Annotated in this window: 15 protein-coding genes; 10 read left to right on the forward strand and 5 right to left on the reverse strand. The window is 65.7% G+C overall.

Annotation, left to right across the window (positions count from 1 at the left end):
• Positions 1 to 9: 9 nt before the first annotated feature.
• The 10 genes from uvrA to ACUWEX_RS07995 all read left to right on the forward strand — a co-directional run bounded on the left by uvrA (position 10) and on the right by ACUWEX_RS07995 (position 11,395).
• Positions 10 to 2,901, forward strand: coding sequence for an excinuclease ABC subunit UvrA (gene uvrA, locus ACUWEX_RS07950; protein WP_079727591.1), 2,892 nt, complete (start codon positions 10 to 12; stop codon positions 2,899 to 2,901).
• 2 nt (positions 2,902 to 2,903) lie between these two features.
• Entirely contained in the window at positions 2,904 to 4,790 is a 1,887-nt protein-coding gene (gene uvrC, locus ACUWEX_RS07955) for an excinuclease ABC subunit UvrC (RefSeq protein WP_079727592.1), read from the forward strand.
• 42 nt (positions 4,791 to 4,832) lie between these two features.
• Positions 4,833 to 5,714 (forward strand): RNase adapter RapZ, encoded by an 882-nt coding sequence (gene rapZ / locus ACUWEX_RS07960; protein ID WP_079727593.1) that lies wholly within the window; start codon positions 4,833 to 4,835, stop codon positions 5,712 to 5,714.
• Between the two features lie 46 nt (positions 5,715 to 5,760).
• Positions 5,761 to 6,753: a DNA-binding protein WhiA gene (gene whiA, locus ACUWEX_RS07965; protein WP_407668739.1), complete on the forward strand. Its 993-nt coding sequence runs from the start codon at positions 5,761 to 5,763 to the stop codon at positions 6,751 to 6,753.
• A 166-nt stretch (positions 6,754 to 6,919) separates the two neighbouring features.
• A complete protein-coding gene (locus ACUWEX_RS07970) occupies positions 6,920 to 7,546 on the forward strand; it encodes a superoxide dismutase (protein ID WP_079727594.1) in 627 nt (208 codons plus the stop codon).
• A gap of 113 nt (positions 7,547 to 7,659) precedes the next feature.
• Positions 7,660 to 8,664 (forward strand): type I glyceraldehyde-3-phosphate dehydrogenase, encoded by a 1,005-nt coding sequence (gap, locus tag ACUWEX_RS07975; protein ID WP_445995886.1) that lies wholly within the window; start codon positions 7,660 to 7,662, stop codon positions 8,662 to 8,664.
• A gap of 2 nt (positions 8,665 to 8,666) precedes the next feature.
• On the forward strand, positions 8,667 to 9,878 hold the full coding sequence (locus ACUWEX_RS07980; RefSeq protein ID WP_445995887.1) for a phosphoglycerate kinase: 1,212 nt from the start codon (positions 8,667 to 8,669) through the stop codon (positions 9,876 to 9,878).
• Positions 9,872 to 10,660 carry a triose-phosphate isomerase gene (gene tpiA / locus ACUWEX_RS07985; protein WP_445995888.1) on the forward strand — a complete coding sequence of 263 codons (789 nt, stop codon included), beginning with the start codon at positions 9,872 to 9,874 and terminating at the stop codon, positions 10,658 to 10,660. Before ACUWEX_RS07980 ends, tpiA begins: the two co-directional genes overlap by 7 nt.
• An 81-nt stretch (positions 10,661 to 10,741) precedes the next feature.
• Positions 10,742 to 10,993 carry a preprotein translocase subunit SecG gene (secG, locus tag ACUWEX_RS07990; protein WP_077053189.1) on the forward strand — a complete coding sequence of 84 codons (252 nt, stop codon included), beginning with the start codon at positions 10,742 to 10,744 and terminating at the stop codon, positions 10,991 to 10,993.
• Positions 10,994 to 11,023: 30 nt separating this feature from the next.
• On the forward strand, positions 11,024 to 11,395 hold the full coding sequence (locus ACUWEX_RS07995) for an RNA polymerase-binding protein RbpA (protein ID WP_077053188.1): 372 nt from the start codon (positions 11,024 to 11,026) through the stop codon (positions 11,393 to 11,395).
• Positions 11,396 to 11,706: 311 nt separating this feature from the next.
• Here ACUWEX_RS07995 and pgl read toward each other — a convergent pair whose 3' ends face one another.
• The 5 genes from pgl to tal are packed head-to-tail and all read right to left on the reverse strand — an operon-like array spanning position 11,707 to position 17,750.
• Positions 11,707 to 12,477 carry a 6-phosphogluconolactonase gene (pgl, locus tag ACUWEX_RS08000; RefSeq protein WP_079727598.1) on the reverse strand — a complete coding sequence of 257 codons (771 nt, stop codon included), beginning with the start codon at positions 12,475 to 12,477 and terminating at the stop codon, positions 11,707 to 11,709.
• On the reverse strand, positions 12,478 to 13,464 hold the full coding sequence (locus tag ACUWEX_RS08005; RefSeq protein WP_079727599.1) for a glucose-6-phosphate dehydrogenase assembly protein OpcA: 987 nt from the start codon (positions 13,462 to 13,464) through the stop codon (positions 12,478 to 12,480).
• On the reverse strand, positions 13,461 to 15,005 hold the full coding sequence (gene zwf, locus ACUWEX_RS08010; protein WP_445995889.1) for a glucose-6-phosphate dehydrogenase: 1,545 nt from the start codon (positions 15,003 to 15,005) through the stop codon (positions 13,461 to 13,463). Before zwf ends, ACUWEX_RS08005 begins: the two co-directional genes overlap by 4 nt.
• 16 nt (positions 15,006 to 15,021) lie before the next feature.
• Entirely contained in the window at positions 15,022 to 16,644 is a 1,623-nt protein-coding gene (locus tag ACUWEX_RS08015) for a glucose-6-phosphate isomerase (RefSeq protein WP_079727601.1), read from the reverse strand.
• Positions 16,641 to 17,750: a transaldolase gene (gene tal, locus ACUWEX_RS08020; RefSeq protein ID WP_079727602.1), complete on the reverse strand. Its 1,110-nt coding sequence runs from the start codon at positions 17,748 to 17,750 to the stop codon at positions 16,641 to 16,643. Before tal ends, ACUWEX_RS08015 begins: the two co-directional genes overlap by 4 nt.
• Between the last annotated feature and the right edge of the window lie 39 nt (positions 17,751 to 17,789).

Consider the following 17,789-nt stretch of genomic DNA (forward strand, 5'->3'; position numbering starts at 1 on the left):
TATCAAGGAGTGCCAATTTCTCAGGTAGATTCCACCGCAAAGCTGAGCGTCCGCGGAGCGCGGGTGCACAACCTCCAAAACGTCGACATCGACATCCCGCGTGACTCGCTCGTCGTCTTCACCGGCCTGAGCGGATCAGGTAAGTCGTCGCTCGCGTTCGACACCATCTTCGCCGAAGGTCAGCGCCGCTACGTCGAGTCGCTCTCGGCCTATGCGCGCCAGTTCCTCGGCCAGGTCGATCGGCCCGATGTCGACTTCATCGAGGGCCTGAGCCCCGCGGTCTCGATCGACCAGAAGTCCACCAACCGCAACCCGCGGTCGACCGTCGGCACGATCACCGAGGTGTACGACTACATGCGCCTCCTGTGGGCGCGCATCGGCATCCCGCACTGCCCCGTGTGCGGCGAGCCCATCCAGAAGCAGACCGTGCAGCAGATCGCCGACCAGATGATGGAGCTCGAGGCCGGCACGCGCTACATGATCCTCAGCCCCGTCGTCTCGCAGAAGAAGGGCGAGTTCGTCGACCTCTTCAAAGAGCTGGCCGCCAGCGGCTACTCGCGCGCCATCGTCGACGGCGAGCAGATCCAGCTCAACGAGCCTCCCACGTTGAAAAAGCAATACAAGCACGACATCCAGGTGGTCGTCGACCGTCTCGTCGCCGGCCCCGATATCCTCGGGCGCCTGACCGACTCGCTCGAAACGGCTCTCGGCCTGACCGACGGTCTCGTCAACATCGACTTCGTCGACTCCGAGGGGCCCGCATCCGTGCGCAGCTTCTCCGAAAAGCTGTCCTGCCCCAACAACCACCCCATCCAGCTCACCGAGATCGAGCCACGCACCTTCTCGTTCAACGCGCCCTTCGGCGCCTGCCCCGAGTGTACGGGCCTCGGCACGCGCATGTCGGTCGACGCCGAGCTGCTGCTGGGCGACGAAGACCTCAGCATCGCCGGGGGAGTCATCCTGCCGTGGACTAGCCAGGGCAAGGGGCTCTACCAGTACTACGACAAGCTGCTCGAGGGTCTCGCGCGCGACCTCGACTTCTCGCTCAAAACGCCGTGGAAGAAGCTGCCCGAAGAGGTGCGCGAGGCCGTCATGCGCGGCAACGACTTCAAGGTCAAGGTCAAGTGGCGCAACCGCTTCGGCCGGGAGATGAGCTACACCTCCGGCTTCGAGGGCGTGATGCCCTACATCGAGCGCCAATACCTGCAGGCCGAGACCGATGCGCAGCGTGCGCGGTGGTCTGAATACCTGCGCGAGGTTCCGTGCCAGGTGTGCGAGGGCAAGCGCCTGAAGCCCGAGGTTCTGGCCGTGCTCGTCAACGAGCGCAACATCGCCGACGTGTCGGAGCTCAGCCTCACCGACGCCCGCGCCTTCATGAACGAGCTCGAACTCTCCAGTCGCGAGGCCAAGATCGCCGCGCAGGTGCTGCGCGAGATCAAGCTGCGCCTCGACTTCCTCATTCAGGTGGGCCTCAACTACCTCAACCTCGCCCGCGCGGCCGGTTCGCTGTCCGGTGGTGAGGCGCAACGCATCCGCTTGGCCACGCAGATCGGATCAGGGCTCACGGGAGTGCTCTACGTCCTGGACGAGCCCAGCATCGGCCTGCACCAGCGCGACAACCGCCGCCTCATCGAGACGCTCATCACGCTGCGCGACCTCGGCAACACGCTCATCGTTGTCGAGCACGACGAAGACACCATTCGCACCGCTGACTGGGTCGTCGACATCGGGCCGGGCGCCGGCGTGGGCGGCGGCAAGGTCGTGCACTCGGGTTCCTACGAGAAGTTGCTCGAGAACACCGAATCGCTGACGGGCGACTACCTGTCGGGGCGCAAGGCCATCGAAACGCCGGCCAAGCGGCGACCGCGCGACAAAGACCGCCAGATCTCCGTTGTGGGCGCGTCGGCCAACAACCTTCAGAAGGTGTCGGCCGACTTCCCGCTTGGCACGTTCACGGCCGTCACGGGCGTCAGCGGTTCGGGCAAGTCGACGCTCGTCAACGACATCCTCTACCGCGTGCTGGCGAACAAGCTCAACGGCGCCCGCAAGGTGCCGGGCAAGCACACCCGCGTCACGGGCCTCGAACATCTCGACAAGGTCATTCACGTCGACCAGGCGCCCATCGGCCGCACCCCGCGCTCCAACCCCGCCACCTACACGGGCGTGTTCGATCGCATCCGCACGCTGTTCTCTGAGACAAATGAGGCCAAGGCTCGCGGCTACCTGCCCGGTCGCTTCAGCTTCAACGTCAAGGGCGGGCGCTGCGAGGCGTGCTCCGGTGACGGCACCATCAAGATCGAGATGAACTTCCTGCCCGACGTCTACGTCGCGTGCGAGGTCTGCGGGGGAGCGCGCTACAACCGCGACACCCTCACGGTGCACTACAAGGGCAAGAACATCGCCGAGGTGCTCGACATGCCGATCGCCGAAGCAGCGGACTTCTTCGAGCCGATCAGCGCCATCCACCGATTCCTCAAGACCCTCGTCGACGTCGGTCTCGGATACGTGCGCCTCGGGCAGAGCGCCACCACGCTGTCGGGTGGAGAGGCCCAGCGCGTCAAGCTGGCGACCGAGCTGCAGCGTCGCACCAACGGGCGCAGCATCTACGTGCTCGACGAACCGACCACCGGTCTGCACTTCGAAGACGTGCGCAAGCTGCTGCTCGTGCTCAACAGCCTCGTCGACAAGGGCAACACGGTCGTGGTGATCGAGCACAATCTCGACGTCATCAAGTCGGCCGACTGGATCATCGATCTCGGCCCCGAAGGTGGTTCCGGAGGCGGTCGCGTGCTCGCCACGGGCACGCCCGAGAAGATCGCCACGGTGAGCGAGAGCCACACCGGCATGTTCCTCAAAGAGATCTTCGACGCCGACCGGGCCGAGACGCGCAAGGCCGGTTAGCGGTGGCAGATCCCCTCAGCTACCGCCCCAAAGCGGGAGAGATCCCCACCCAGCCCGGCGTCTATCGTTTCAAGAACGACGCCGGGCGGGTGCTGTATGTCGGCAAGGCCAAGAACCTTCGCGCGCGCCTGAGCAACTACTTCGCGCCCCTGCATTCGCTGCACGAGCGCACGCGGCGCATGGTCACGAGCGCCAGCGGGGTGGACTGGACGGTCGTCGGCAGCGATATCGAGGCCCTTCAACTCGAATACACGTGGATCAAAGAATTCGACCCGCCGTTCAACGTCAAATTCCGCGACGACAAGACCTACCCGTTCATGGCGATCACGCTGGCCGACGAAGCACCCCGCGTGCTCGTCACCCGCAACCCCAAGATCCGGGGCGCGAAGTACTTCGGTCCCTACCCGAAGATCTGGGCCGTGCACGACACCATCGATCTGATGATCAAAGCGTTCCCCATCCGCACATGCAGCGACTCGAGCTACAAACTGGCCATGCAAACGGGCCGCCCCTGCTTCCCGGGGCAGATCGGTCGATGCGGCGGGCCGTGCTCGGGCAAGGTCACCATCGCCGAGCATCGCGCCATGGTCGACGACTTCGTCAGCTTCATGACCGGCAACGACCGCCGTTTCGTCACCGAGGCGACCCGCAAGATGAAAGAGGCGGCCGCCGCCCAAGACTATGAGGCCGCGGCGAAATACCGCGACCGACTGCTCGCCCTCGAAGCCGTCCTCGCCAAGAGCGCCGTCGTCCTCTCCGATAACGTCGATGCGGACCTCTTCGGCATCGAACACGACGAACTCACCGCCGCCGTGCAGCAATTCGTCGTGCGTGGCGGGCGCATCCGCGGTGTCCGCTCCTGGACCGTCGACAAAGAGCTCGACCTCGACGAGAGCGACCTCGTCGAAGCCATCCTGCAGCGGGTGTATGACGCCGCCAGCGGCACCGATGTGCCCAAAGAGATCATCGTTCCCGAGCTGCCCGACGACACGACCGAACTCGAAGCGTGGCTCACCGCCCGCCGCGGCAAGGGATCCGTGCGCCTGAAAACAGCCCAGCGCGGCGAAAAGGCCGCGCTCATGCAGACCGCGCAGATGAACGCCAAGAACGCGCAGATGCTCTACAAGACCAGACGCAGCGCCGACTTCGTTGCCCGGTCACAGGCAATGTCCGACATCCAGGAAGCCCTCGGCATGGAGGAAGCCCCCCTGCGCATGGAGTGCTACGACGTGTCCCACCTCGGCGGCACCAACATCGTCGCCTCCATGGTCGTGTTCGAAGACGGGCTGCCGCGCAAAGATCAATACCGCCGGTTCAGCATCGCCGACTCGACCGACGACACGGAGTCCATCTACCAAGTCCTCACGCGCCGCCTCGCCTACCTCCGAGAAGACGAAGCGGAGAGCGCGACCGAGGTCGACCCCCTCGAGCAGGTCACCAAGCCGAAGAAATTCGCCTACCCGCCTCAGCTGCTGATCGTCGACGGCGGTGTGCCCCAGGTGCAAGCCGCACGCCGCGCACTCGAAGAATCGGGCCGCACCGACATCCAGCTCGCCGGCATCGCGAAGCGGCTCGAAGAAGTGTGGTTGCCGGATAGCGACTACCCCGTCATCTTGCCCCGCAACAGCGAAGCCCTATTCCTCATCCAGCGCATCCGTGACGAGGCCCACCGGTTCGCCATCAGCTACCAGCGTGCAAAACGCAAGAAAGACATCGGCTCGGTTCTCAACGACATCCCGGGTCTCGGCCCCAGCCGCATCAAGGTGCTGCTCAAGCACTTCGGGTCGGTGGCCCGGCTCAAAGTCGCCACGCCCGAAGAGATCGCCGAGGTGAAGGGTGTCGGACCCCAGTTGTCGGCGACCATCCACGAGCGTCTCCACAGTCGATAGGCTTGACCGAACGACGATCGACACGAATCGAGAGCGCCACGCATGAGCACGGATGAAACAACGCCCCAGCAGGAAGTCCTCATCGTCACCGGGATGTCGGGGGCCGGGCGATCCACGGTCGCGAACGCGCTCGAAGACCACGGCTGGTATGTCGTCGACAACCTGCCCCCGCAGATGCTCCGTCCCCTCGTCGACCTCGCCGAACGTGCCGAGGGTGCGCTGCCCAAGATCGCCGCGGTCGTCGACGTGCGGGGCCGTGACTTCTTCACCGACCTGCGCTCGATGATCCAAACGCTGCGCGAAGGCACTCAGGTGCGCGTCGTCTTCCTCGACTCCACCGATGCCGCGCTCGTCCGCCGATTCGAAGCGGTCCGCCGACCGCACCCGCTTCAAGGCCGCGGCACCATCCTCGACGGGGTCACACTCGAGCGATCACGGCTCGCGACCATCCGCGAATCGAGCGATGTCGTGATCGACACGTCCGAGCTCAACATCCACCAACTGGCGAACATCATCGCCGATATGTTCGCCGAAGCGGGCAGACCCGGCGTTCAGCTGACGGTCATGAGCTTCGGTTTCAAATACGGCATTCCGACCGACGCCGACACCGTTGCCGACGCTCGATTCCTCCCCAACCCGTTCTGGGTGCCAGAATTGCGATCGCACACCGGTCTCGATCAGAGCGTCAGCGACTACGTACTCTCCCAGGATGGTGCGGAAGAATTCATCGACGCCTACGCCGCGGCCCTCGCGCCCGTTCTCGCCGGATACCAGCGTGAGAACAAGCGCCACGCGACCTTCGCCATCGGGTGCACCGGCGGCAAACACCGCTCCGTAGCGATCACCGAACGGCTCGCCGAAAAGATCCGCGAAATCCCGGGCGTCGACGTCACCACCAAACATCGAGACCTCGGGCGCGAATAGCCGCGACCCGAGGCTCCGCACCACAAACGAAAGACGACGAACAACAATGGCATCACGACTGGCACTGAGCGCTGAGGTCAAAGAAGAGCTGACACGCATCCACGAAACGCGCGCGGCCGCCCGAGCCGCCGAACTCACCTCATTGCTCCGCTTCAGCGGTGGCCTGCATGTGATCTCGGGACGCATCGCCCTCGAATCCGAACTCGACTCACCGCACCTCGCCCGCCGTGTGCGCCGCGATCTGGCCGAGGTCTACGGTGTGCGCAGCGAAGTGTCGCTCATTCCCGCCTCCGGCTCACGCCGCACCGACTACTACCTCGTGCGCGTCATGGACGGCGGAGAAACCCTCGCCCGCCAGACCGGCCTGCTCGACGCGCGCCGTCGCCCCGTCCGCGGCCTCCCCAACAAGCTCACCACCGGTTCGCGCGAAGACCTCGCTGCCATCTGGCGCGGGGCCTTCCTCGCCGCCGGCACTCTGACCGACCCCGGTCGCTCCGCAGCCATCGAGGTCATCTGCCCGGGCAACGAAACCGCGATGGCCCTCGTCGGTGCCGCTGGCCGCCTCGGCATCTCCGCCAAGGCGCGCGAAGTCCGTGGCGTTCACCGCGTCGTCATCCGCGACGGCGAAGCGATCTCGGCGATGCTGATCGCCATGGGTGCCGTCGGCACCGTGCAGGCCTGGGACGAGCTGCGCCAACGCCGCGAGGTGCGTGCCACGGCCAACCGTCTGGTCAACTTCGACGACGCCAACCTGCGTCGCTCCGCCCAAGCGGCCGTCGCCGCATGCTCACGCGTCGAACGCGCCATGGAGATCCTCGCCGACGAAATGCCCGAGCATCTGCGCTACGCCGGTGAGCTGCGCCTCAGCCACCGCGAGGCCAGTCTCGACGAACTGGGCCACCACGCCGACCCCGTCATGACGAAAGACGCCATCGCCGGCCGCATCCGCCGCCTGCTCGCCATGGCCGACAAGAAGGCCTCCGACCTGGGCATCCCGGGCACCGACGCCAACCTCCCGTCCGACCTAGACGAGGTGTGACAGACCTGTCAATCCGGGAAGTTTCCGAGAGCGGGCTGTGTTCCCGTAGATAGACTGGAAGTCTCCCGAAACCGAGCAAATGACGTCGTTCGGCGTCGCCAGCACGGGGTCGGGCACACCCGCAGAACCGCAGAAACGCGGGAGCGGACACGATAGGAGAGAAGAAATGGCAGAATACACACTTCCCGAGCTGTCCTATGACTACGGCGCACTCGCGCCCGCCATCAGCGGCCAGATCATGGAGCTGCACCACTCCAAGCACCACCAGACCTACGTCACCGGCGCCAACACCGCCATCCAGCAGCTGGCCGAGGCCCGCGATTCGGGCAATCTCGCCAACATCAACAAGCTGGAGAAGGACTTGGCCTTCAACCTCGGCGGCCACGTCAACCACTCCGTCTTCTGGACCAACATGTCCCCGAACGGTGGCGACAAGCCCGTCGGCGAGTTGGCCAGTGCGATCGACGACCACTTCGGCTCGTTCGACAAGTTCCAGGCGCACTTCACCGCCGCCGCACTCGGCGTGCAGGGGTCCGGCTGGGCTGCCCTCCTCTGGGACTCGATCGGCCAGCGCCTCATCATTAGCCAGTTCTTCGACCAGCAGTCGAACTTCCCGGTCGGCACCGTTCCGGTCCTGCTCCTCGACGTCTGGGAGCACGCCTACTACCTCGACTACAAGAACGTCCGCGCCGACTACGTGAAGGCGTTCTGGAACATCGTCGATTGGTCCAATGTTCAGGCACGCTTCGACGCGGCCCGCACGAAGACCGAAGGCCTGCTGGTACTGTCATAGCAGGCGTGGATGCCTCGGCGAACAGTCGCCGAGGCATCCATCACCCCCACTCGACGTTCGTTCGAGTAACCCCCATAAATGCGCGTCACGCGCCCCAGCAACAGGAGTGATCCTTGTCCGTAAAGATCGGTATCAACGGGTTCGGCCGCATCGGCCGTAACTACTTCCGCGCAGCCCTCGCCAAGGGCAGCGACCTCGAGATCGTTGCCGTCAACGACCTCACCGACAACAAGGCGCTGGCCCACCTTCTCAAGTACGACTCCATCACCGGCCGTCTCGACGCAACCGTCGAGCTCGAGGGTGACAACATCATCGTCAACGGCAAGCCCATCAAGGTTCTCGCCGAGCGCGACCCCGCCAACCTCGGCTGGGGTGACCTGGGCGTCGACATCGTGATCGAGTCGACCGGCCGTTTCACCAAGGCGTCCGACGCCCGCAAGCACATCGAGGCCGGCGCCAAGAAGGTCCTCATTTCCGCTCCCGCCACCGACGAAGACGCAACCTTCGTCATGGGCGTCAACGAGCAGGACTACGACCCCGCCAACCACCACATCATCTCGAACGCGTCCTGCACCACGAACTGCCTTGCGCCGCTCGCCAAGGTGTTCAATGACAAGTTCGGCATCGAGCGTGGCCTCATGACCACCGTGCACGCCTACACCGCAGACCAGAACCTGCAGGATGGCCCGCACAGCGACCTGCGTCGCGCCCGTGCCGCCGCGATCAACATCGTTCCGACCTCCACCGGCGCCGCCAAGGCCATCGGCCTCGTGCTGCCTGAGCTGAAGGGCAAGCTCGACGGCTTCGCGCTGCGCGTTCCGGTTCCCACCGGCTCCATCACCGACCTCACGGTCACGTCCTCGCGCCCCGTCACGCTCGACGAGGTCAGGGCTGCCTACAAGGAAGCCGCCGAGGGTCCCCTCAAGGGCATCCTGAAGTACACCGAAGACGAGATCGTGTCGAGCGACATCACGACCGACCCGCACTCGGCCATCTTCGACTCCGGTCTGCTGCGCGTCCTGGGCGACCAGGTCAAGCTGTCGGCCTGGTACGACAACGAGTGGGGCTACTCCAACCGTCTCGTCGACCTGACCGAGTACGTGGCGGATCGCCTCTAAATATGTCTCTTCGCACACTCGAATCCCTGGGTTCGGTGGCGGGCAAACGCGTCGTCGTTCGGTGTGACCTCAATGTTCCTCTCAAGGATGGGGTCATCACCGACGACGGACGCGTTCGCGCGTCTCTGGAGACCCTCAACGTTCTGATCAACCAGGGCGCCCGCGTCATCGTCATCTCGCACCTCGGTCGTCCCGACGGTGCCCCCGAGGCGAAATTCTCGCTCGCGCCCGTTGCCCAGCGCCTCTCGGAGCTGCTCGGCAGCCCCGTCACCTTCGCCAACGACACCGTGGGCGACAGCGCCCGCGAGGCCGTCGAACAGCTGACCGACGGCAACGTCGTGCTGCTGGAGAACCTGCGGTTCAACCCGGGGGAGACGAGTAAGGACGCCGACGAGCGTCGTGCCTTCGCGGCACAGCTCGCCGAGTTTGGCGATGCCTTCGTGTCCGACGGCTTCGGCGTCGTGCACCGCAAGCAAGCCAGCGTCTACGAGCTCGCAGAACTCCTGCCGAGCGCGGCAGGCACGCTCATCGCCACCGAGCTCGAGGTGCTCGACAAGCTCACCGAGAAGCCCGAGCGCCCCTACACGGTCGTGCTCGGCGGCTCGAAGGTCTCCGACAAACTCGGCGTCATCGGCCACCTGCTCCCGCGCGTGGACAACCTCCTCGTCGGTGGCGGCATGCTGTTCACCTTCCTGAAGGCACAGGGCCACAACGTCGGCTCCAGCCTTCTCGAAGAGGACCAGCTCGACACGGTTCGCGGCTACCTGGCCGAAGCCGAGAAGCGCGGCGTCAAGATCGTGCTGCCGGCCGACGTGGTCGTTGCAGCGAAGTTCGACGAGACCGCCGAACACGTCACCCGCAGCGTCGACGCCATCGAGGACACCCCGTTCGGTGCGTCCGGGCTGGGTCTCGATATCGGGCCCGACACGTCGGAGGCGTTCGCCGCCATCATCCGCGATTCGAAGACCGTGTTCTGGAACGGGCCCATGGGCGTGTTCGAGCTCACTCCCTTTGCAGCTGGCACGAAGGCGATCGCCCAGGCGCTCACCGAAACCGATGGCCTCAGCGTCGTCGGTGGTGGCGACTCGGCTGCCGCGGTTCGCGCGCTCGGATTCACTGACGACCAGTTCGGTCACATTTCGACGGGAGGCGGAGCGAGCCTCGAATTCCTCGAAGGCAAGCGTCTCCCCGGCCTGGAGGTACTCGGATGGTAAACACCCGCACCCCGCTCATCGCGGGCAACTGGAAGCTCAACCTCGACCACCTGCAGGCCATCGCGTTCGTGCAGAAGCTGGCGTGGAGCCTCTCCGACGCCAAGCACGACCCGAGCACCGTCGAGGTCGCCGTGTTCCCGCCCTTCACCGACATCCGTTCGGTGCAGACGCTGGTTGCGGCCGACAAGCTCCCCATCGCCTATGGCGCTCAGGATGTCTCGGAGCACGAGTCCGGCGCCTACACCGGTGAGATCTCCGCAGCGTTCCTGCGCGCTCTCGAGTGCGGCTACGTGGTCGTGGGGCACTCCGAGCGGCGCACGCTGCACAACGAGACCGACGAGCAGATCGCCGGCAAGGTCGCTGCGGCCGTCGCGCAGAATGTCGTCCCCGTGATCTGCGTGGGGGAGACGAGCGACGACCTCGAGAAGCACGGCCCGAGTGCCGTGCCCGTGGCCCAGCTCAAGGTCGCTCTCTCGAAGATCTCGTCGACCGCCGATATCGTCGTCGCCTACGAACCCGTCTGGGCCATCGGCTCCGGCCAGGCCGCCACACCCGAGCAGGCGGAGAACGTCGCCGCGGCACTGCGCGAGGTCATCCGCGAGACGCTGGGCGACGATGTCGCCCAGAAGACGCGCATCCTCTACGGCGGTTCGGTCAAGGCCAACAACATCGCCGGTTTCATGCGTGAGCCCAACGTCGACGGCGCTCTCGTCGGCGGCGCCAGCCTCGACTTGAACGAGTTCTCGAGCATCGTGCGCTACCAGAAACATGTTGGTGTGTGACGTTTCGAGGTTTGACGCGCTTCTCCCGCTATAATTGACGACGGTCGCCGGAATTCCGGTTCCGCCGTATGAAAGGCCCCCGTGGAAATTCTTCAGGTAGTACTGCTGGTTGTGCTCGGCATCACGAGCCTCCTGCTCACGTTCCTCATCCTCTTGCACAAGGGGCGAGGAGGCGGACTCTCCGACATGTTCGGTGGGGGTATGTCGTCGAACCTCGGGTCCTCCGGTGTCGCCGAACGAAACCTCAACCGCATCACGGTCATCCTGGGCCTGGTGTGGTTCGCCACCATCGTGGCGTTGGGTTTGATCACCAAGTTCCAGTCCGGCGTTTGATCGCCGAGTCAGACAGAAGGAGATAGGCACATGGCTGCAGGAGGAAGCGCAATCCGGGGATCCCGTGTTGGCGCAGGCCCCATGGGGGAGCAAGACCACGGATTCCACGCCGAGCGCGTGGCGGTGTCCTATTGGGATGCACTCGGCAACGAGACGGTTCGCCACTTCGCGGCGAACCTCCCCGACGAGGAAATCCCCGAAACGATCGACTGCCCGGCATCCGGTCTTCCCGCCGGTCGCGACCGTGCAAACCCGCCGGCGCTGTCGAAGCTCGAGCCCTACAAGACGCACCTCGCTTATGTGAAGGAACGTCGCACCGAGGAAGAAGCCGAGCAGCTACTCGAAGAGGCTCTTCAGCAGCTCCGCGCCCGTCGCGGAACGCTCGCCTCGGCGAAGAAGTAGCCGCTCACACAGTTCGTCCTACAGAGAGGGCCGGGAATATACGTTCCCGGCCCTCTCTGTATGTCTGCCCGCCCACCTGCGCTACCGTTTCGATCGCGGCGCACTGCTCGCCACCGACGTCGCCCGGCAGCGTGCATGGTGATCGTCAACCCCATCATCGACGGCAACGCTAACGGCGGTAGGAGCGCCGGAACCAGTGGCGTGCTGCAGAGCCTGGTTCCCTACGGCTGAGTCCGCTCACCTCGCACTCACACAAAATCGCCTCCCCGCACTGTGGCGAGGAGGCGATTCAGTAGTTCGGTGAGGCGCGCCTAGTACGACGGCGAGATGAGCGACTCGGGCACTTCGGCCGCGGCATCCTGATCGACGAAGAAGACCGTGCGCTTGCGACCCTTGATTCCGGCCACGGGGACCTCGTGGAAGCTCGCGCCCGCCATTCCGAGACCCAGTGCCGCCGCCTTGTCGGCGCCCGAGAGAACCAGCCAGATGCGGTCGGAGCCGTTGAGCACCGGACGCGTGAGGCTGAGACGCAGGGGAGGGGGCTTCGGCGCGTCGCGCACGGCCACCACGGGAACGTCTTTCACCGCCACCTCGGGGCGGTCGGGGAAGAGCGAGGCGATGTGCCCGTCGGGCCCGACGCCCAGGAACGTGATGTCGAAGCGGGGAACCTCATTGCCATCCATCGCGAACTTCGCGAGTTCGGCCGTGTAGACGGCCACGGCCTCGTCGAGATCGGCGACCTCATCGGATGCCGGGAACGGGTGGATGTTCTCGGCGGGCACGGGGATATGGTCGAGCAGGGCGGCTCGCGCCCCGACATCGTTCCGATCCTCGTGTCCAGCCGGCACGAAGCGCTCATCGCCCCACCAGAAGTGCACCCGAGACCAGTCGACGCTGTCGCGTGCGCTGGACTCGTTGATGGCGCTCATCACGCCGGTTCCGGCGCGACCTCCGGTGAGGACGATGTTCGCGGTACCCAAGTCGTCCAACAGGTCGACGGTTTTGGTTATGAACCGGGCAGCTACCGATCCGAAGAGAGCGGTGTTGTCTGGGTGAACCAGCACACGTCGATCGTTGGTCATCTAGTTTGAGCCTTTCGTGGGCAATTCCGCCTCGTCGAGCTGACCGAGACCAGTTGTGAGCACGTCGCCGTACAAATCGTCAGGATCGAGTCTACGCAATTCCTCGGCTAGGCAATCGCGCAGGCTGCGACGTGGTAGGGCGAGATCGTGCGTCGGCTGGTTCGGCTGCACGAGCGTCGCCACGTTCGCCACGGGACGCTCGAGGTCGATGTCGCCCGAAGCCCGCGTCAAACGCACGCCATGGATGCCGGAGGAACCGGCTCCGCGCGAGGTCAACTCGTGCTTCACGTCGACCTTCAGCTGGAGCTTCAACCACGCGGCGAGGAGAACCGTCGACGGCGAGTCGGCGGCGCCCGATACCTGAGCGTCGAGCACGGGCTCGTACGGCGGCTGGTCGAGCACGGCAGCGAGCTGGGCCCGCCACAGCGTCAGACGCGTCCACGCGAAGTCGGTGTCACCGGGCGCATAGGTGCGCGCCAGGTGCAGCAGAGCTTCGTGCGGGTCCTCCTGAGCCGAGGCATCCGTGATGCGGCGCTGGGCAATGCGGCCGAGGGGTGACGTGGAAGCCACTTCGGGAGCCTTGCCCGGCCACCAGGCCACGACGGGCGCGTCGGGCAGAAGGAGGCCGGTGATCAGGCTCTCCTCGTTATTGCCCGCTTCGCCGTAGGCCCGCAGGATGATGACCTCACTCGCGCCGGCGTCGCCGCCGACTCGGATCTGTGCGTCGAGGCGAGCCGTCTTGGCGGCCGTGGCGGTCGCGGACGATCCCGCGGCCTCCTCGGGCTCCTTGGCCAGCACGATCACGCGCATGGGGTGCTCGCGTGACGCGTCGTTGGCTGCCTCGATCGCTACCTCTTCGGTGCCGAACTCGGCCGCGATCACGAGGGTGAGCACGCGTCCGAGGGCGACGGCGCCGCCCTCGTCGCGAATGGTGACGAGCTTCTTGGTGATCTTGCTCGTGGTCGTGTCGGGAAGATCGACGATCATGGACGCCTCCAGGTTCGGCCGTCGCGGGCCATCAATTCATCGGCACCGGCGGGGCCCCAGGTGCCCGGCTGGTACTGCTCGAGCTTGCCGCCCTGCTTCGCCCAGAACTCCTCGATCGGGTCGAGGATCTTCCACGAGAGTTCGACCTCTTCGTGGCGGGGGAACAGGGGCGGGTCGCCGAGGAGCACGTCGAGGATCAAGCGCTCGTAAGCCTCGGGGCTCGCCTCGGTGAACGCGTGGCCGTAACCGAAGTCCATGGTCACATCGCGCACCTGCATGGCTGCACCCGGAACCTTCGAGCCGAACCGGATGGTGACGCCCTCATCGGGCTGAACGCGGATCACGAGTGCGTTCTCACCGAGCTCGGACGTCTGGCTCTTCTCGAACAGGTACTGCGGCGCACGCTTGAAGACCACGGCGATCTCGGTCACGCGGCGGCCGAGACGCTTACCCGCACGCAGGTAGAAGGGCACGCCGGCCCAGCGACGCGTGTTGATGTCGAGTCGCATGGCTGCGTAGGTCTCGGTAGTCGATTCGGGGTTCATCCCGTCTTCGTCCAGGAATCCGAGAACTTCTTCGCCACCCTGCCATCCGCCGGCATACTGGCCGCGGGCGGTCGAGGTGGAGAGGTCTTCGGGCAGACGAACCGCCGCGAGCACCTTCTCTTTCTCGGCGCGCAGGTCGGCCGCGTCGAAGGAGATGGGCTCCTCCATGGCGGTCAGCGCGAGAAGCTGCAGCAAGTGGTTCTGGATGACATCGCGGGCTGCGCCGATGCCGTCGTAGTAACCGGCACGGCCACCCACGCCGATGTCCTCGGCCATGGTGATCTGCACGTGGTCGACGTAGTTGGCGTTCCAAATCGGCTCGTACATCTCGTTGGCGAAGCGCAGGGCCAGGATGTTCTGGACAGTCTCCTTGCCGAGGTAGTGGTCGATGCGGAACACCGAGTCGGCCGGGAAGACCGACTCGACGACGGCGTTAAGCTCGCGAGCCGTCTTGAGGTCGCTACCGAAGGGCTTTTCGATGACGACGCGGCGCCACTCGCCCTCGGCGGGTTCGGCCAGGCCCGAGCGGCGCAGCTGCTCGGTCACCAGCGGGAACGCCTTGGGCGGAATCGAGAGGTAGAACGCGTGGTTGCCCATCGTGCCCCGCTCGCGGTCGAGCTCGTGGATGGTCTCCTTGAGCTTCTCGAACGCCTCTTCGTCGCCGAACTCGCCCGGAACGAAGCGGATGCCCTGGGCGAGCTGCGCCCAGACCTCTTCGCGGTACTCGGTGCGGGCGTGCTGCTTCACGGCGTCGTGGACGACCTCCATGAAGTCCTGGTCTTCCCAGTCACGCCGAGCGAACCCGACCAGGGCGAAACCGGGGGGCAAGAGCCCCCGGTTCGCCAGGTCGTAGACCGCCGGCATGAGTTTCTTGCGGGAAAGGTCGCCGGTCACACCGAAGATGATCAGGCCGCTGGGCCCGGCAATCCGGTTGAGACGGCGGTCGGAGGGCAACCGCAGCGGGTTGAACTCCGGGGTGATTTCCACCGGGGACATACTGCTCCTTGTGTGCCTAACGCTCGGAAGCGTTCAGGGATTCGAAGAGTTTTTCGACATCCGCCTGCGCATCGGTGAGCGTGAGGGTGACGACTGGACGGCCGTGCTCGGCGAGCACGCTGGCGTCACCGGCGGCCTGAGCCTGGATGAGCTGGCCGAAGGTGAACGGACGTTCCGGAATCTCGAGGTCGACGTTCGAGACCTCGGTGATCTGCAGGAACACGCCGGCGGCGGGGCCACCCTTGTGGTACTGACCGGTGGAGTGCAGGAACCGAGGTCCCCATCCGAAGGTCACGGGGCGTCCGGCGCGCGCCGCGAGCAGGTCGCGGATGCCGTCGAGCTGGGGGAGGGCCAGGCGGTTGACGTAGGCCTGGATGGCCACGTAACCGTCGGGTCCGACCTCGGCGAGCAGCGCGTCGACCACGGCCGAGACGCTCGAGGCGCCCGCGACCACGTTCGAGGTGCCGCGCACTTCGATGCCGCCGTCGACGAAGGCCGGGGCCGTCGCTTCGGGGCGGGCGTCGAGCAGACCGCGCGTCGCGACCTTGGCCGACTCGACGTCGGGCTGGTCGAACGGGTTGATCCCGAGCAGTCGGCCGGCGATCGCGGTCGCGTACTCCCACACCATCATCTGGGCGCCGAGCGTGCCCGACACGAGGATTTCACCGTGGTGACGGTCGTGCTTCAGCAGGTGGTGCTGGTCGGCGTCGTCGACGAGGCGAACGATCTGCACGTCGGGGTAGCCCGCCGTGATTTCGGTCGACAGGGGTTCGAGCACGACGGGCAGAATGCCGGTGCCCTGCTTGCCCGTGGACTCGGCGATGAGCTGTTCGGCCCAGTCGGCGAATCCGACGATGTGTGTTCCGTCGGACACGATGCCGAGCTTGTCGCGGCGGGGCGAGGTGCCCGCGATCGCGGCGGCCAGGATGAGCGCCGGGTTGTGGGCATCGTCGATGGCGATGTCGACGAGGGCCGACTCCGCTTCGTCGAGCAGCTCGTTGAGGTTCACGCCGGCGAGACCCGAGGGGACGAGACCGAAGGCGGTGAGCGCGGAGTAACGGCCGCCGACGTTGGGGTCGGCGTTGAAGACCGTGTAGCCGGCCTCACGAGCCGACGCGTCGAGCGGCGAGCCCGGGTCGGTGACGACGATGATGCGCTCACGCGGGTCGATGCCGGCCTCGGTGAAGGCGTACTCGTAGGCACGGCGCTGGCTGTCGGTCTCGACCGTCGAACCGGACTTCGAGGACACCACGAGGGCGCTGGTCTCGAGGCGGTCGTTCAGGGCGGACAGCACCTGGCCGGGGGCGGTGGAGTCGAGCACGGTGAGCTCGACATCCATCGTCTTGGTGATGACCTCGGGGGCCAGCGAGGAGCCGCCCATGCCGCCCAGGACGATGTGGTTGACACCACGCGCCGTGAGGGTTGCACGCAGCTCTTCGATCTGGGGGACGAGCGGTCGAGAGATGCTGACCGCTTCGACCCAGCCGAGGCGCTTGGATGCTTCGGACTCGGCGTCCGCGCCCCACAGGCTCGGGTTCTGAGCCGTGATACCGGAGGCCACGAGGTCGTCGACGAGGGTCGGGACGACCTTCTGCACCGCCTCTTCGGCTGCGCCGGTCACATGGATCTTGAAACTCACTTGGCGGCCTCCAGAGCGGCGGTGACGGTGTCGAGCAGCTCGTTCCAGGAGACGATGAACTTCTCGACGCCCTCCTTCTCGAGCAGCGCGGTGACCTCGTCGTAGGAGACGCCGACGGCCGACAGGCGGTCGAGGATGGAGTTGGCCTCGTCGTAGGAACCGGTGATGGTGTCACCCGTGACCTCGGCGTGGTCGAACGTGGCCTCGAGCGTCTTCTCGGGCATGGTGTTGACGACGCCCGGGGCGACGAGCTGCGTCACGTAGAGCGTGTCGGGCAGCTCGGGGCTCTTGACACCCGTCGAGGCCCACAGGGGGCGCTGCTTGTTCGCGCCGGCCTGCAGCAGCACCTGGGCGCGCTCGGAGTCGAAGCTCTGCTCGAAGACCTCGTAGGCGAGCTGCGCGTTGGCGACGCCGGCCTTGCTCTTGAGCGACAGGGCCTCGTCGGAACCGATGGCGTCGAGGCGCTTGTCGATCTCGGTGTCGACGCGCGACACGAAGAACGAGGCGACGGAGTGGATGGTCGACAGGTCGCGGCCGGCCTCCTTGGCCTTCTCGAGACCGGTCAGGTAGGCGTTGATGACCTCGCGGTAACGCTCGAGCGAGAAGATGAGCGTGACGTTGACGCTGATGCCCTCTGCGATGACGGCCGTGATGGCTTCGAGGCCCTCGATCGTCGCGGGGATCTTGATCATGGCGTTGGGGCGGTCGACCTTGGCCCAGAGTGCCTTGGCCTCGGAGATCGTTCCGGCGGCGTCGTGGGCGAGGCCCGGCTCGACCTCGATCGACACGCGGCCGTCGAAGCCCTTGGAGGCGTCGTAGACGGGGCGGAAGATGTCGGATGCGTTGGCCACGTCGTCGGTGGTGATCTCGAACACGGCGGCGGTCACGTCTTTACCCGCGGCGGCGAGTTCGCGGACCTGCTCGTCGTAGGCCTCACCCTTGGACAGCGCCGAGGCGAAGATCGTGGGGTTGGTGGTCACGCCGACGACGTTGCGCTCGGCGATCAGCTTCTGCAGGCCTTCGGACTTGATGCGCTCGCGCGACAGGTCGTCGAGCCAGATGCTGACGCCGGCGGCGGACAGCTGTGCGGTGTTGGTTTCAGTCATTTTCTTCTGTTCTCCTTGTTGCTCGGTGGTCTGATCGTG

The organism is Okibacterium fritillariae (assembly GCF_052783725.1).